12 protein-coding genes are annotated in these 13585 nt (G+C 55.0%); 5 read left to right on the forward strand and 7 right to left on the reverse strand.

Annotation, left to right across the window (positions count from 1 at the left end; translation table 11 throughout):
* The first annotated feature begins 17 nt into the window (after window positions 1-17).
* Genes A8B84_RS16960 through A8B84_RS16970 form a run of 3 tightly spaced genes read left to right on the forward strand, consistent with a single transcriptional unit; the run spans window position 18 to window position 4893 of the window.
* Window positions 18-839 carry a restriction endonuclease subunit S gene (locus A8B84_RS16960; RefSeq protein WP_064230351.1) on the forward strand — a complete coding sequence of 274 codons (822 nt, stop codon included), beginning with the start codon at window positions 18-20 and terminating at the stop codon, window positions 837-839.
* Window positions 836-4117, forward strand: coding sequence for a type I restriction endonuclease subunit R (locus A8B84_RS16965; RefSeq protein ID WP_064230352.1), 3282 nt, complete (start codon window positions 836-838; stop codon window positions 4115-4117). The genes A8B84_RS16960 and A8B84_RS16965 overlap by 4 nt, the downstream gene beginning before the upstream one ends.
* Entirely contained in the window at window positions 4114-4893 is a 780-nt protein-coding gene (locus A8B84_RS16970; RefSeq protein WP_064230353.1) for a M48 family metallopeptidase, read from the forward strand. The genes A8B84_RS16965 and A8B84_RS16970 overlap by 4 nt, the downstream gene beginning before the upstream one ends.
* A gap of 35 nt (window positions 4894-4928) precedes the next feature.
* Here A8B84_RS16970 and A8B84_RS16975 read toward each other — a convergent pair whose 3' ends face one another.
* From A8B84_RS16975 to A8B84_RS16985, 3 genes are all read right to left on the reverse strand, one after another.
* The gene (locus A8B84_RS16975; protein WP_064230354.1) at window positions 4929-5210 is read right to left on the reverse strand and encodes a DUF1778 domain-containing protein; all 282 of its coding nucleotides are present in this window, start codon (window positions 5208-5210) and stop codon (window positions 4929-4931) included.
* A 470-nt stretch (window positions 5211-5680) separates the two neighbouring features.
* Entirely contained in the window at window positions 5681-6148 is a 468-nt protein-coding gene (locus A8B84_RS16980) for an RES family NAD+ phosphorylase (protein ID WP_064230355.1), read from the reverse strand.
* Window positions 6145-6648, reverse strand: a complete 504-nt coding sequence (locus tag A8B84_RS16985) for an antitoxin Xre/MbcA/ParS toxin-binding domain-containing protein (RefSeq protein ID WP_064230356.1) — start codon at window positions 6646-6648, stop codon at window positions 6145-6147. Before A8B84_RS16985 ends, A8B84_RS16980 begins: the two co-directional genes overlap by 4 nt.
* A 535-nt stretch (window positions 6649-7183) precedes the next feature.
* On the opposite strand from A8B84_RS16985, the gene A8B84_RS16990 reads away from it, so the two are divergent.
* A complete protein-coding gene (locus A8B84_RS16990) occupies window positions 7184-8410 on the forward strand; it encodes an amidohydrolase family protein (RefSeq protein WP_064230357.1) in 1227 nt (408 codons plus the stop codon).
* A 41-nt stretch (window positions 8411-8451) separates the two neighbouring features.
* Here the strand turns inward: A8B84_RS16990 and A8B84_RS16995 are convergent, their stop codons facing one another.
* From A8B84_RS16995 to A8B84_RS17010, 4 genes are all read right to left on the reverse strand, one after another.
* Window positions 8452-8865, reverse strand: coding sequence for a DUF3830 family protein (locus A8B84_RS16995; RefSeq protein ID WP_064230358.1), 414 nt, complete (start codon window positions 8863-8865; stop codon window positions 8452-8454).
* Window positions 8866-8981: 116 nt separating this feature from the next.
* Entirely contained in the window at window positions 8982-10439 is a 1458-nt protein-coding gene (gene hydA / locus A8B84_RS17000; protein ID WP_064230359.1) for a dihydropyrimidinase, read from the reverse strand.
* The gene (locus A8B84_RS17005; protein ID WP_367184211.1) at window positions 10439-11095 is read right to left on the reverse strand and encodes an aspartate/glutamate racemase family protein; all 657 of its coding nucleotides are present in this window, start codon (window positions 11093-11095) and stop codon (window positions 10439-10441) included. The genes hydA and A8B84_RS17005 overlap by 1 nt, the downstream gene beginning before the upstream one ends.
* 68 nt (window positions 11096-11163) lie before the next feature.
* Complete coding sequence (locus tag A8B84_RS17010) at window positions 11164-12666, reverse strand: amidase (protein WP_064230361.1); 1503 nt, start codon at window positions 12664-12666, stop codon at window positions 11164-11166.
* Window positions 12667-12903: 237 nt separating this feature from the next.
* Here A8B84_RS17010 and A8B84_RS17015 point away from each other — a divergent pair, with 237 nt between their 5' ends.
* Window positions 12904-13566: a GntR family transcriptional regulator gene (locus A8B84_RS17015; RefSeq protein ID WP_227512885.1), complete on the forward strand. Its 663-nt coding sequence runs from the start codon at window positions 12904-12906 to the stop codon at window positions 13564-13566.
* Window positions 13567-13585: the final 19 nt, after the last annotated feature.

A 13585-nucleotide genomic window follows, 5' to 3' on the forward strand; every position in this document is an offset into this window, starting at 1 on the left:
GAAAACTCTAATCAGCGGTGCAACTGAAACAGGGATGTTTACACAGGTCAAAGAAAACCTCGGGGCAGCAGAATTTAACGATTGAACTGTGCAAAAAACTGCCACTGCCCTTGCCTTCTATCCCAGAACAAAAAAAGATCGCCCAGATCCTCTCCACCTGGGATCAGGCCATCACCGCCACCGAGCGCCTGCTTGAGAACAGCCAGCAGCGGAAGAAAGGGTTGATGCAGCAGTTGCTGACCGGGCAGAAGCGGTTGCCGGGGTTTGAGGGGGAGTGGGAAGAGTTCCTGATTGCAGAATTAGAGGATAAGGGATGGTTGAAACTTGGACGAGGCAAGGTCATATCAAAAAAGGACATTGAGAATAAGCCGGGGCAATATCCAATCTATTCATCGTCAGTTAAGAATGATGGATTGATGGGGGCCTATGGTGAATTCATGTTTGATGAGGAGCTAATTTCTTGGTCTGTTGACGGTGGGGGGAACTTTTTCTACCGACCGAAACATAAGTTTTCAGTGACAAATGTTTCTGGTTATATGCGACTCGACATTGATCGCCTATCGTACAAGTTCCTGGCAGAGCAGTTGGCATATCTCCATGAGCGTCAGGCGTTTAACTATCAGACTAAGGCACATCCCAGCGTCATTCGGAAGCTGTACAGAGTAAAAATTCCGAGTCTCCGTGAGCAACAAAAAATTGCCCAAGTGCTCGCTGTTACTGATGCTGAAGTCGCCGCTAATCAAGTGCGACTAGAATGCTTAAAAGAAGAAAAGAAAGCCCTGATGCATCAGCTCCTGACCGGCAAGCGTCGGGTGCAGGTGGAAACGGAGGCCGCATGAACACCACCCCTCAAGGGAATGAGCAGCATTCCAGCCACATTCCGGCCCTGGCCACTTTGATCAACCTGGGCTGGGCATTTTTGCCGGCGACGGAGTGCATGGCGCTGCGAGGCAGCCAGCGGGAAGTGGTGATGAAGCCGGTGCTGGAGCGGGTGTTGCGCCAGCGCAAGTTCGAGTTCAAGGGGCAGTGGTACCCGTTGTCCGAGCAAGCCGTGGATCAGGTGATTCGGGAGATTACGACACCCTCCATGGCCCAGGGCCTTCTAGACGCCAACCAGTCCGTATACGACATGCTGACCCTCGGCGTCACCGTGACCGAGTTTATCGGTGGCAAGAAGGCCCAGCCCACGATCCATCTGATCGACTGGGAGAACCCGGACAACAACGAGTTCCATGTCACCGAAGAGATGGAGGTGCGGTCCACCCAAGGCACCCACACCCGCCGGCCGGATGTGGTGGCATTCGTCAATGGTATTCCTCTGGCGGTGATCGAGGCCAAGAAAGCGGCCTCCGGCAACCCCAACAAGAACATGGTTGAGGAAGGCATCAGCCAGCACCTGCGCAACCAGAAGAACGACGAAGTGCCGTACCTCTACGCCTTCGCCCAGCTGCTGTTTGCGATCAGTCGCAACGACGGGCGGTACGGCACTACGCACACCCCGCTGAAGTTCTGGTCAATGTGGACGGACGAGGAGTTCGATGATCGGTACGTACAGAACATCAAGAACCGTACGCTATCCGTTTCCGACAAGGACGCTCTGTTCAAGGATAAAGCTCCGAAAATCCGAGCCTACTTCGAGCAGCTCTGGTCACAGTCCGTCATGCCTACGGAACAAGATCGGCTTCTGGTAGGCCTGCTCGATCGGTACCGGTTTCTTGAGTTTCTACGGTTTTTCATCTTGTTTGATCGTAAGGTCGGGAAGATAGTGGCCCGATACCCGCAGGCCTTCGGGATAAAAGCACTTCTGGAGCGCATTTCGGCCTTCAAACCCTCGGGCGAACGCAAAGGTGGCGTGCTCTGGCACACCACCGGCTCCGGTAAGTCGTTCACCATGGTCTACCTGTGTCGGGCCCTTCTGCTCAGCGACGCCCTGAAGAACTGCCGGATTATCGTAGTCACCGACCGCGTGGATCTGGAAAAACAGCTCTCCAAGACGTTCCTGACCGGCGGAGCTTTTGGTACTGAAATCTCGGGCAAGAAAAGCGGCGATTCTCTCGCGAAAACACGCTCAGGCAAGGATCTGGCCAAGCGAATCGGCCAGGGAAACGAGCGGATCATCTTCACCATCATCAACAAGTTTGCCTCGGCGGCGAAGCAGCCAGAGTGCTACAACCCGTCTGAAAACATCATTGTGATTGTCGACGAGGGCCACCGTAGCCAGGGCGGCGAGAACCATCAACGGATGCGCCAGGCCCTGCCCAAAGCCTCGTTCATCGCGTTCACAGGTACGCCACTGCTTAAAGACGAGAAAAGTGAGACCGCGGAACGATTCGGCGCCATTATTCACGCCTACACTATGAAGCGCGCAGTCGATGACGGCACCATCACTCCCCTGCTCTATGAGGAGCGAAAGCCGCTGCTGGATGTGAACCAGAAGGCAGTTGATACCTGGTTCGAGAAAGTCACTGCAGCGCTTTCAGACAACCAGAAATCAGACCTGAAGCGCAAATACACCCAGCAGGGCCAGATCTATACCGCCCAGGATCGCATCAAGCTCAACGCCTTCGATATCAGCGTGCACTTCAGCGAGAACTTTAAGAAAGCGCAGCTTGAGTTGAAAGGTCAGCTCGCGACAGACAGCAAACTGAGCGCCATCCGGTACAAACAACATCTCGACAGTCTGGGCCTGGTCACAAGCGCTATCGTGATCTCACCGCCGGATACCCGGGAAGGCCACACCGACGTGGACGAGACCAATCTGCCCCTGGTGCAGGATTGGTGGAAGAAGAACGTGCTAGGAGATCCTCAGGACTACGAGAAGGCGGTTATTGAGGATTTTGGTACTGATGGGCCGCCTGACATCCTGATCGTCGTGGACAAGCTTCTGACCGGGTTTGATGAGCCAAGGAACACGGTTCTCTACATCGACAAGCAGCTTAAAGGGCACAATCTTATCCAGGCCATCGCCAGGGTGAACCGTCTGCACCCTCAGAAGCCATTCGGCTACTTGATCGACTACCGTGGCATTCTCAAAGAGCTGGATACCGCCATCCGCGACTATCAGAACTTCGAGGACCAGACCCAGGGTGGCTTTGCCATCGAGGATATCGAAGGCCTATACGCCAATGTCGATACCGAATACAAGAAACTTCCTGCGTTGCACGAAAAGCTGTGGAGCTTTTTCACCTACATCGACAACAAGCTAGATCAGGAGCAATATCGGCAAGTCTTCATGCCCAAATATGAATCCGACGCCGAGGGTATGGAGGTTGATGTTCGTCAGGCGCTGCGGGAAGACTTCTACGAAGCGGTGACTGATTTCGGCATGTGTTTGAAGACTGCCCTATCAACCCAGAGCTTTTTTGACGACCGGGCCTTCACAGAGGCGGATATTCGGCGCTACAAGCAGGATCTGAGATGGTTCTCTGAGTTGCGGAAGACGATTCGGCTGGATGCACAGGAGGCCGTCGATTACTCGGCCTATGAAGGGCAGATACGCGATCTAATCGACCGCTATGTGACCGGTATCGACGTCAAAAAAGGCGACGAGCCGGTGGTTATCGAGTCCATTGGTGAGACCAATCCCGATTACTGGTCCGATGACAAAGCCCGGAACGAAACCGACAAGATCAAAACGCGCACTAAAAAGACCATTGAGGAGCGCCTGGGCGACGACCCTTACGCCCAGAAAGTTTTCTCTGCCCTGCTGAAGGAGGCCATCGAGAAAGCGGAGGCCATGTTCGACTACAAAGCCCAGTTCCGCATGTTCAGCGACCTGGAGAAGATGGTGGAAGAGCGCGATGTCCCTGATCTTCCCGTCAGCGGCTTTGATGGAAACAAGCACGCCCAAGCCTACTACGGTGCCTTCAAGCTGGTATTGGGGAAGGAGTTCGATGCTCTGGAGACGGAAAAAGGTGACCAGTTGATTGAGGAGGCGTTCGAGATCGACAAGGTCGTGAATCGTGCTGTAGCCGAAAACTCCCTGAACCCGGTCGGTATCGAACAAGACGTTCGCAAAAACCTCCTGCCCCGCCTGTTTTGCCTGGTGGGCCTCGACAAGGCCAAAGCAGTGCTCGATGAAGTGGTGCAGATTCTACGTAATGCAGTGGCCAAGTGACGACGACTGTCGAGCCAGTCCAACACGAGCAGCCAACGGAGCACCGGGCCCGCTATGGCGACCGGGAGTTTCGCTACCACCTCTGCCACGTGCCAGGTCATCAGCGTCGATCCATACGGGTGCACGTTCATCCGAATGGGACAGTTCAGGTGGATGCCCCGGAGGACGCTCCCCTTTCCGAAATCAAAGCTGCCGTTCAGCGTCGGGCCCGCTGGGTTATGAAGCACCTGGATGACATCAGGCAGCGCCATCGCGACGTGATGCCGCGGCAGTGGGTCAGTGGAGAAAGCGTGCTGTATCTAGGGCGCCGTTACGTGCTCAAAACTATCCAGGACCCTGAGCAACGCAAAGTAACCTGCAAACTCATCGGTGGACAGTTGCGAGTGCGAGGCAAGGATCTCATCCCAGAACGTACACAGGCGGCCGTCCAGCAATGGTATCGGGATCGGGCTTCAGATGTCTTTCAGCGTAGGCTAGATCTGATGGTAGACACCCTACCCTGGCTTAAAACGCCGCCTGAGTGGCGCATGGTAGCAATGCAGACACAATGGGGAAGCTGTGCGGCCAGCGGCGCCGTTCTGCTGAACCCTCATCTGGTCAAAGCGCCGACCCGGGCGATTGATTACGTTTTGCTCCACGAGCTGTGCCACCTTGTAGAGCACAATCACAGCCCCCGGTTTTACAATCTCCTGGACCGGTTTATGCCGGATTGGCGTTCGGTTAAGGAGCGGTTGGATGGGCAGGCTGAAGTGATCCTCAGAGGATCAGTAACCTAAGTCATTTTCTGCCGTTACGTCACGGTCTTGGCGGCTCACGTCGATTTAGCTTTTTCGGCTCTCCGGCGCTCAATCGCTTTCGTTAAGGCGCTGTTCGGGGGCCCCGGCTGTTCACAATCGGCGATGAAAGCGTGGAAAGATTCACTGTCCAGGGTGATGGTTTCGGCAGACTCCAGAATTCGCGAGGCTTTCTCCACCGCGGCTTGCAGGGCAAATTCAGACAACGATTCAAACCCTGCCGATGTCGAGGCGCGTCGAAGGAGTTGCTCGTTTTCGGGGGACAATTTTAATGACAGTTCGGTGTCTCTCGGTGGCATGAATCATCCTCCGGGCGAAATATCCTCATAGCTAAACACACCGCACGTGGCAGCGGTACCTATCTTTCGCAATCCTGTTAAAAAGCAACCAAATAGCGGTCGAGCAACATCGTCTCAACGATGAACGTAAACCTGCAGATGTCGGGCGTAGTCACTCTCTCAGTGCCCACGCAATCGCCACCTTCATCGGTCGGCCCCGGTTTAAGAAATACCAACGGCAACCAGATGACGGCCATAACTCTGAGATAAGCCGCCCGTCAGCGGCGCCCGATGGAGCCCAAAAAACCAACTTGAGCAACTAACTAACAAATTAACTAACTAAGTTTGATCGCCGAGTACGCCTGCCAGGCCCCCGCGCCAAAAAGACCGTATGGTTTGGTGCTTTTTATGGCACCTTTGAATATTTGGACTACTTCTGAAGATTTCATAATTGTTTACAGCGAATTTTTGGACGATGCGCGAACAACGCTTCAGGAATCAGTGCGCAGGCGATTATCAAATCGGAATGTTATTTCAACGGCCGCTTCGATAACTGCTTCTGCATCAGGGTGTTCCGGATTTAAAAGGAGGTTATATTCTTGTGGGACAACACACGAACGGACCGCCAATGCGAGCGCTTCGCCGTCGATAAGGAAATCAGTTCCGATCTCTTGAGTGCCTGCCGACACTCTTGTTCCGTTCCAGTCTTTTGGGTAAGCGTCATCGGCCAGGACCATAAGTTGGCTGTCTGGGACTTCGACTTGAAACAGTAGATAGTCCTGGAGGCTGTCTTCTTCACCCAGGTTGACCAGAATTTCTAGTTGGGCAAGGGCAATGCTCTCCGATAGATATACCGCTGAGTGATTGGGCAGATTCCAGCGCCCCCCATATTGGCGCGCACCAAACCCGGAAAACGCGGTGTCCTTGTGCTTTCGTTTTGTGATCCGGTACGCCTTCATGCGTACACGCCGTGCTCAAGCTGGCCGATAAGGTCCCGTACCATGCGAATACCAGCCTCGGTATCCAGCAGATCTATTGGGCTCTGGTGCTCCAGGGCTCGCGCCGGACGCTTCAGCCAACGTTGTGCCTTCTCCCTGTCACCTTCAAACAGTTCCACGGCATCACGCATCACCAGGTGCAAAGTAGCTACCCGATCCAGTTCTGCTTTGTTCACGGTGCCGTCTTCACGCCGGCGCACCAGGGTGCGCGGAGAAATGCCCAGCAGCGTGCACAAAACAGTGTCGTCGATGTCGTACAAGGCCTTCAGGGCATCCAGTTCCCGGGCCTTTCCTCCTCGACGGATCTTCTTCACGCCCTGGACACCGGAAAATAGGTACTTTCCAGTGACGGCTGACCGAGTTTTCTCCGCACCACGCCCCGCGTAGACGCCTCGAACGTTCGCCTTACCAGGCCCAAAATGCCCTTTAGGGCTCTGCTTTTTCTCTGTGATTGCTGACATAAAACCTCCTGCCATTTGGCAAGATTAGTTTACCACAATGGCGTACGAATTCCTTGCAGTCGTATCTAACTCTTTGTGACGCCACGGCGACGAACAAAGCCGGTCCCTTTTTATCGTTGTTTCTGCGTTTCGAGTTTTCGCAACTCTGCACCTTGCTTCAAGAGAGAACAAGGCGATGACGACTTTGCCGGTCTTTGAAGCCTTCGGATACTGGACAACCCACTCTGAGAGGGGGGGCGTCAGTGTGTGGGTCAAAATAAATGGCCATTGACACCCCCAGGGGGAGCATTAATGGTGTCCTGAGCTCGAACTGAAGAGTAGGCGATTCGAAGCCCATTCGAACAACGCTAGCCGGGAACACGACAGAACGGACAGGTCGCAAAGCGAACGTTCAGATCAAAGGCCGAAGGGCTCGCTTTGAGGGTCCAAATTTCGACTAGTTGGTAAAGAAATTGCTAGGTATAAAAGCATAGAGAAGGTAACTCCCCCTTAACGACCCAGAGCTTGAAGCCGCACACTCAGGAGAAAGCGCCGCATGACATCAATTCTATTCAAGAACCTGAGACTGCCGGATCAACCGGCAGTCATTACTGAATTGAGAGTGGAGCATGGAAAATTTGTTGAATCCTTCACGGACGAAGCAGCTCTGCAGAGTGAAGTCGACCTCGGCGGCCATCTTGTTCTGCCGGGGCTGATCGAGACTCATATTCACCTCGATAAAGCCTGCATCATGAACCGATGTGAACTCAAAGAGGGCACACTCGCTGAAGCGATAGCCAAGACCAGCGCAGCGAAGGCTGACTTTACCGAGGCGGACGTCTATCGTCGTGGCGCAGCTCTGTTGGAAAAAGCCATCACTCAGGGCACGACTCATATGCGCACGCATGTAGAGCTTGACCCTGGCATAGGTCTGACTGGGTTTCGGGCAATCCAGCGGCTTCAGCAGGACTATGCCTGGGCTCTGGGACTTGAGATCTGCGTATTCCCGCAGGAAGGTTTGCTCAACAATCCTGGCACCGAGGCGCTTCTGTGCGAGGCCCTTGAGACAGGCGCCACCGTCCTGGGAGGCTGCCCTTACATGGACAATGACCCTGCAGCACAAATCCGGCGACTATTCGAACTGGCGGAACGATACGACTGCGACCTGGATCTGCACCTCGATTTTGATCTGAATCCAGACGGCATGACGATCCCGGAAGTCATCCGCTGTACCAAAGAGTTTGGATGGCAAAACCGGGTGACGATTGGCCATGTCACCAAACTGTCTGCCCTGCCGCCGGAAGTGTTTGAAGAAATCGCCGGAGCGCTTGCGGAGGCCGGCGTTCAGGTCACAGCATTACCCTCCACCGACCTGTTTCTGAACGGGCGGGACACCACCCATAACGTGCCCAGAGGAGTGGCCCCACTGCCGCGCCTTCACGACTGTGGGGTAACCTGTTCATTGTCGACGAATAACGTTGGCAATCCTTTTACACCGTTTGGCGATGCGTCGCTCATTCGCCAGGCTAATCTGTTGGCTAACGTCTGCCATCAGGGCACACCCACTGAACTGGCACGATGCCTTGCGTGGATTTCGGAAGAATCTGCCCGACTGCTACGCCTGGAGAACTACGGTCTGGCTCCGGGATGTCATGCGGATTTCATCGTACTGGATGCGGACACACCGTCAGCGGTGATTGCCGAGTTGGGAAAGCCGCTGATGGCGTTCAAAAAGGGCCGACAGAGCTTTGAGCGCGTGCCCGCATCGTTGTTGAGTCCCTGACTTCCCCAACATCAAGAGTTCTCAGTCAGGGATGATCGCGATCAATCGAGAGTCTCGAAGACGATATCCTGCGCCCCCTCCCACAGCACCTTGTTGCCAAGGGTGCGCAACTGTTCCTTGCCCTCGATGATCGTCAGGAAATGGTTACCAGCCAGAGGTCCCATCTTGCTGGCAAAGCTACAACTACCATAGGCCATGATAATCTCAGTCTCGCTGTACCCGCCTGGATAGAACAGGATGTCTCCTACCGACGGGTAGCAGGTGTGATTTTCGAATCCTACGCCAAGCTTGAATTCACCCAGAGGAATCCAGCACCCCTCGCCACTCCACCTTACGTGGATCAGTTTCTGTCTGTAGGGAAGCAGTCGGAGGAAGGCGGCGACGGTTTCAGGTGCGTCAGGATTCGTCTCAGCAATAAAGTGAAACTGGCCAGCGGTAATGGCGATCTGAGTCATGGTGATAAAGTCTCCGTTTACTTGTTGTGGCACACGACCCCAGCAATTCACCCTGAAAACCGGTGGACAGCGCCCTGTCAATCAGGACGACTTTGCTGCGGGGCCTATAAAAAAGCTTAAAGGACGTCTAGCCAGGGAGTGGGTCGGCCGAAACTGGGTTTTGGTTTGGCTGGTTTCGGTCGGTCGCAACGCTGGAACGCACCGAATCCCTTGCCGCCGATGAATTCACCATCACGATAGACAGTCACGCCACGGCACATGGTCAGCGCTGGCCATGCATGAATTCGCCGACCTTCGTAGGGCGTGTAGTCAACGTTATGGTGCAGGCGGTCGTTGCTGATCGTCGTATCCAGATTTGTATCCCAGATCACAATATCGGCATCTGCACCGATACAGATTGTGCCTTTGCGCGGGTTAAGCCCGTAGATTCTGGCGGGTTCAGTTGCGGTCACCGACACGAACTTGTTGATATCGATGCGCCCCGTTAAAACGCCTTCTGAGAATAGCAACGCCAGGCGCGTTTCGATGCCGGGGATGCCGTTGGGGACATGGGTGAAGTTGCCATGCTTACCGCCAACTTTCTTGCCCTCTGGGTCATCGTACCTGAACGGGGCATGATCGGATGAGAATACCTGAAACGTTCCGTTGGCCACTCCGTCCCAAATCGCCTGTTGGCTTGCAGCATCGCGGGGCGGCGGGCTACAAATGCACTTGGCACCCTCGAATCCTGGCTGGTCAAGGTCGGCTGCTGTCAAGAACAGGTATTGTGGACAGGTTTCGCCGTACACACTCAGGCCGCGACTTTGCGCATCGCGGATCTGGGCAGTGGCCTCTTCGCTGGACACATGGACGATCAGCACCGGTGTGTCGAGAAACTCGCCGAGCGAGATGGCCCTGTGCGTGGCTTCACGCTCGACCACGATAGGTCGGGATAAGCCATGAAAAGACGGTGCAGTGTGGCCTTTTTCCAGCATGCGTTCGGTGAGCCAGGCAATGCAATCGGTGTTTTCAGCATGGATCATGGTCATACCACCTTCACGCCGAGCGACCGAGAGCACGTCAAGAATTTCGCGATCATTCAGCTTCAAATCGTCGTACGTCATGTACACCTTCAATGAGGTGTAGCCGCGCTCAATCATCAGCGGCAGCTCGCGTTCAACCACATCGGTGGTCGGGTCGGCCACAATCAGATGAAATGCATAATCAATACAGGCTTCGCCGTCGGAAACCGCGTGGTAATCAGCCACTGACTGCTCGAGCGTCGCACCCTTCTTTTGCAGCGCGAATGGCATGACAGTCGTCGTACCGCCACAAGCGGCTGATCGCGTGCCGGTGAAGAAGTCATCGGCGAAAACCGAGCCGTCATCAGTCGGTTGCGCCAGATGGCAGTGGGCATCAACGCCGCCAGGTAAGACCCAGCGGCCAGCGGCATCAATTTCTTCTTTGCCAGCCGGCAACTGCTGCGCCAACGCGGTAATACGGCCATCCCGGATGCCAATGTCCGCGTCGAAAATGTCAGTGGCCGTGGCAATGTGTGCATTACGGATAACCAGATCAAATTCAGTGTTTTCCATCAGAAATTCTCCTTGAAGATCGAGCCCCAGCCGCTGAGGCGCGAAGTGTCCACACCTGCAAGCTGCAGCGACTTCCAAACAACGGTGGACACGGTGTCGTAAATTGGAATACCCAGCTCTTCCTCCAGCTCGGCGGCCAGAGGGGCTCCACACAAATTTGTGCAAAAAATTGTGATGGCCTGCGGTTTGGAGGCTGCAACCTCACGAACCATCTTGCGGATGTCGTCGGGGGGAATGTGTGCGAAAGTGAAATTTTCTTGTATATCGAGGTGACGTTCGGCGACGCAGTCGAAACCGGCTTGACGGTAATTAGCCGTAATGCGTGCTTGTACGTCATAGCGATAAGGCGTCACCAGGCCAAACCGTGTGATGCCTCTGCGCCTGAAGATCTCGTTGAGTGCCAGCACGGATGTACAGGCTTTAATGCCTGTGTTGGCTTCGATGGCTTCGCACAGTCGTTCATCTGCATCGAATCCAAGCCAGCCGGCGGAGGTACCATTCCAGGCAATGGAGTGAGGCCTACAGTCAGCCAGCAGGCTTGCCGCTTTCAGGATCGCCGACGGGTCAAACTGGGCGAGCGCACCATCGGAGATTGCAATTTCAGTGACGGGGAATCGCGCAAAATGTGCGGTGCATTCAGACAGCTCCTGGAGCATGGCTGACGTCACTGGCTCTAAAACCGTGTTGGAAGACGGGGTCAGCATTCCGAGGCGTATGTTTGGGTTCATCGATCCTGCTCAAGTAGATTGGAGTGCATTAAAGGGGCTTTGAAGGCATGGCTCAGTATCTGTTCGATCTTGGCACCGAGCTGTAACACTCTTAGGTCAGCGTAACGCGGACCAGCGATCTGCAAAGCCACTGGCAAACCTTGTGCGCCGAACCCGCAAGGAATCGACACAGCAGGCACATCACAAAGATTGAACAGTGGCGTGAAAACCGCGTGGGTTCGCGGACCCGCTTTCCGGCCGCCAATGGTGCTGGGTGCAAGGGCGTTGCAAGACCAAGGTTCGACCGGAACCGTGGGACACAGAAGTAAATCGTAGCGCTCGAAAAAAGCGGTCATCTGCTCGCGAGCGCGATGGCGGCGGAAGGTCATGTCGGTCAGCTCCGCCGCTGTTATCTCACACCCGTTCTCAATCTGGCTTGCGATGACAGGGTCAAACTGACTGGGATCTGTATGCCACTGTGTACCAAACAGTTGCGCCAGTTCTGCGTGCTGGCGAACCGCGTATGGGTAATGAATGACGTCGTCGCTCCAATGCGGGCTGGCATCTTCAATCGTCAATCCAGCTTGGCGCAGCTGGTCGATCGCCCGATGCATTTCTTCGGCCACATCCTGATCGACCGCCAGGTCGCAACCCAGGTCTGGAGACCAGGCTATGCGCAGGCCCTGGTTCAGAGTAGAAGTCACGGCGCCGACAAAAGCAGACGGTGCGGTCATCTCTCTTGGCAGGGGGTGCGACAGCGGATCCCGCACATCGTAGCCGGCAAGTACATCCATCATGAGCGCACAATCGCGCATATTCCTGCTAAGGGTACCGATCGACCCCATGTCCCGGCACGGCTCATCAAAGCCCCAGGGATTGGGAATCAGACCAGAGGTGCATTTGAATCCGACCAATCCGGTATGGGCTGCGGGCCGCCGCACTGAGCCTCCGGCGTCTGTACCCAGTGCAATAGGGCTGAAGCCGGCAGCAACCGATGCCGCCGCGCCGCCGGAGGAACCACCCGGGGTTCGGTCTAGCAGCCACGGATTGCGCGTGATTCCATGGAGCGGATTGGTGGTAATACCTTTGCAAGCGAACTCAGAGCAATTGGTGATACCAATACATATAGCGCCAGCTGCTTTCAGTCGAGCCGTACTCCATGAATCTCTTGGGGCGATAAAATCAGCGAAGAGTTTTGATCCGTAGGTGGCCGGGCGCGACTTAACCCACAGATTGTCCTTGACCGTAAACGGAACCCCGAGGAGAGGCCGGTCACTGCCGGCCGCCGCTAGACGATCTGCTTGTTTGGCCTGGGCAATCGCACCATCGGAATCAATGTCCACCATTGCGCCAAGCTGAGAATCGATAGTGGACATTCTCTTTAACAGATACTCGACCAGTTCGACTGCACGAAGCGCTCCGGAGCGAACCCTGCGAGATATTTCGTGCGCGGAGAGTGTGTGCCATTCCTGCGAAGACACGTCCAAGGCCTGCCCTTTTCCATGACCGGAAAGATCCATTCAGACCGTCTCCCCGTTTAATGGTGAGAACAGTGCCTGCTGAAAAGGCGACAATAAGATTTGCGCGATCTGCCTCGTTTTTGTATAAGATGCGCGACAAAACTGTAGATGATTTTTAATTGCACTCAGAGTGAGAGAAGCTTGAGCAAGCCAAGGAAAACAAAGGCCGTCGCAACTGGAAGCGCTTCGAAACAAAGTCAGGTGGCTCCGGCATCCCAGACATTGGGATCCAAACGATTGCTGACCAGTGAGCAGTGCTATCAGAGAATTCGACAGGCGATTCTGGAGCATCGCCTGACGCCGGGTACCCGGCTTGTGGAGGAGCGACTGGTTGCTCTGTCTGGCATCAGCCGAACCAAGATTCGGCCGGTGCTCGCGCGATTGGCCCACGAAAAATTGGTCGAGCTGATACCGAACAGAGGCGCATTCATCGCCAGCCCGTCGGTAGAAGAGGCCCGCGAGGTGTTTTTCACACGTCACCTTATTGAGCCAGCGGTCGTGACCATGTTGTGCGAAAACGCCAACAGCCGTGACATCAGCAAACTCAAGCGCCATGTCGCCAGAGAAGCACAGGCACGCCGTGAAAACGACCGCGTGGCCATCATCCGTTTGTCCGGAGAGTTTCACGTTCTTTTGGCGGAACTGGCTGGAAATACCATACTGGTTCGCATGATGCACGATTTGACAGCGCAAACCTGTCTCGTGATTACACTGTATGATCGCCCGAACACTCCGGCCTGCCAGCATCATCATCACGGCGATATCATCGAGGCAATCGAGGCCAGGGATGCAGAACTGGCAAAGCAGCGCCTGATCGCTCACCTGAGAGAAGTGGAGAGCACGCTGCGCCTGGAAATTGACGACGAACAGGAAGTCGATCTGTCGGACATTTTCGCATGAACACCGTTTGCCAGCCCCG

This window comes from Marinobacter sp. EhC06 (assembly GCF_001650915.1).
Classification (GTDB): Bacteria; Pseudomonadota; Gammaproteobacteria; order Pseudomonadales; family Oleiphilaceae; genus Marinobacter.

Excerpts from the sequence above, each read along its gene's own strand:
- A8B84_RS16995 (WP_064230358.1), bottom strand. The coding sequence starts at position 8,865 with ATGACTCAGATCGCCATTACCGCTGGCCAGTTTCACTTTATTGCTGAG.
- A8B84_RS16975 (WP_064230354.1), bottom strand. The coding sequence starts at position 5,210 with ATGCCACCGAGAGACACCGAACTGTCATTAAAATTGTCCCCCGAAAAC.
- A8B84_RS16965 (WP_064230352.1), top strand. The coding sequence starts at position 836 with ATGAACACCACCCCTCAAGGGAATGAGCAGCATTCCAGCCACATTCCG.
- hydA (WP_064230359.1), bottom strand. The coding sequence starts at position 10,439 with ATGGAAAACACTGAATTTGATCTGGTTATCCGTAATGCACACATTGCC.
- A8B84_RS16980 (WP_064230355.1), bottom strand. The coding sequence starts at position 6,148 with ATGAAGGCGTACCGGATCACAAAACGAAAGCACAAGGACACCGCGTTT.
- A8B84_RS17005 (WP_367184211.1), bottom strand. The coding sequence starts at position 11,095 with ATGCTCCAGGAGCTGTCTGAATGCACCGCACATTTTGCGCGATTCCCC.
- A8B84_RS17010 (WP_064230361.1), bottom strand. The coding sequence starts at position 12,666 with ATGGATCTTTCCGGTCATGGAAAAGGGCAGGCCTTGGACGTGTCTTCG.
- A8B84_RS16990 (WP_064230357.1), top strand. The coding sequence starts at position 7,184 with ATGACATCAATTCTATTCAAGAACCTGAGACTGCCGGATCAACCGGCA.
- A8B84_RS16985 (WP_064230356.1), bottom strand. The coding sequence starts at position 6,648 with ATGTCAGCAATCACAGAGAAAAAGCAGAGCCCTAAAGGGCATTTTGGG.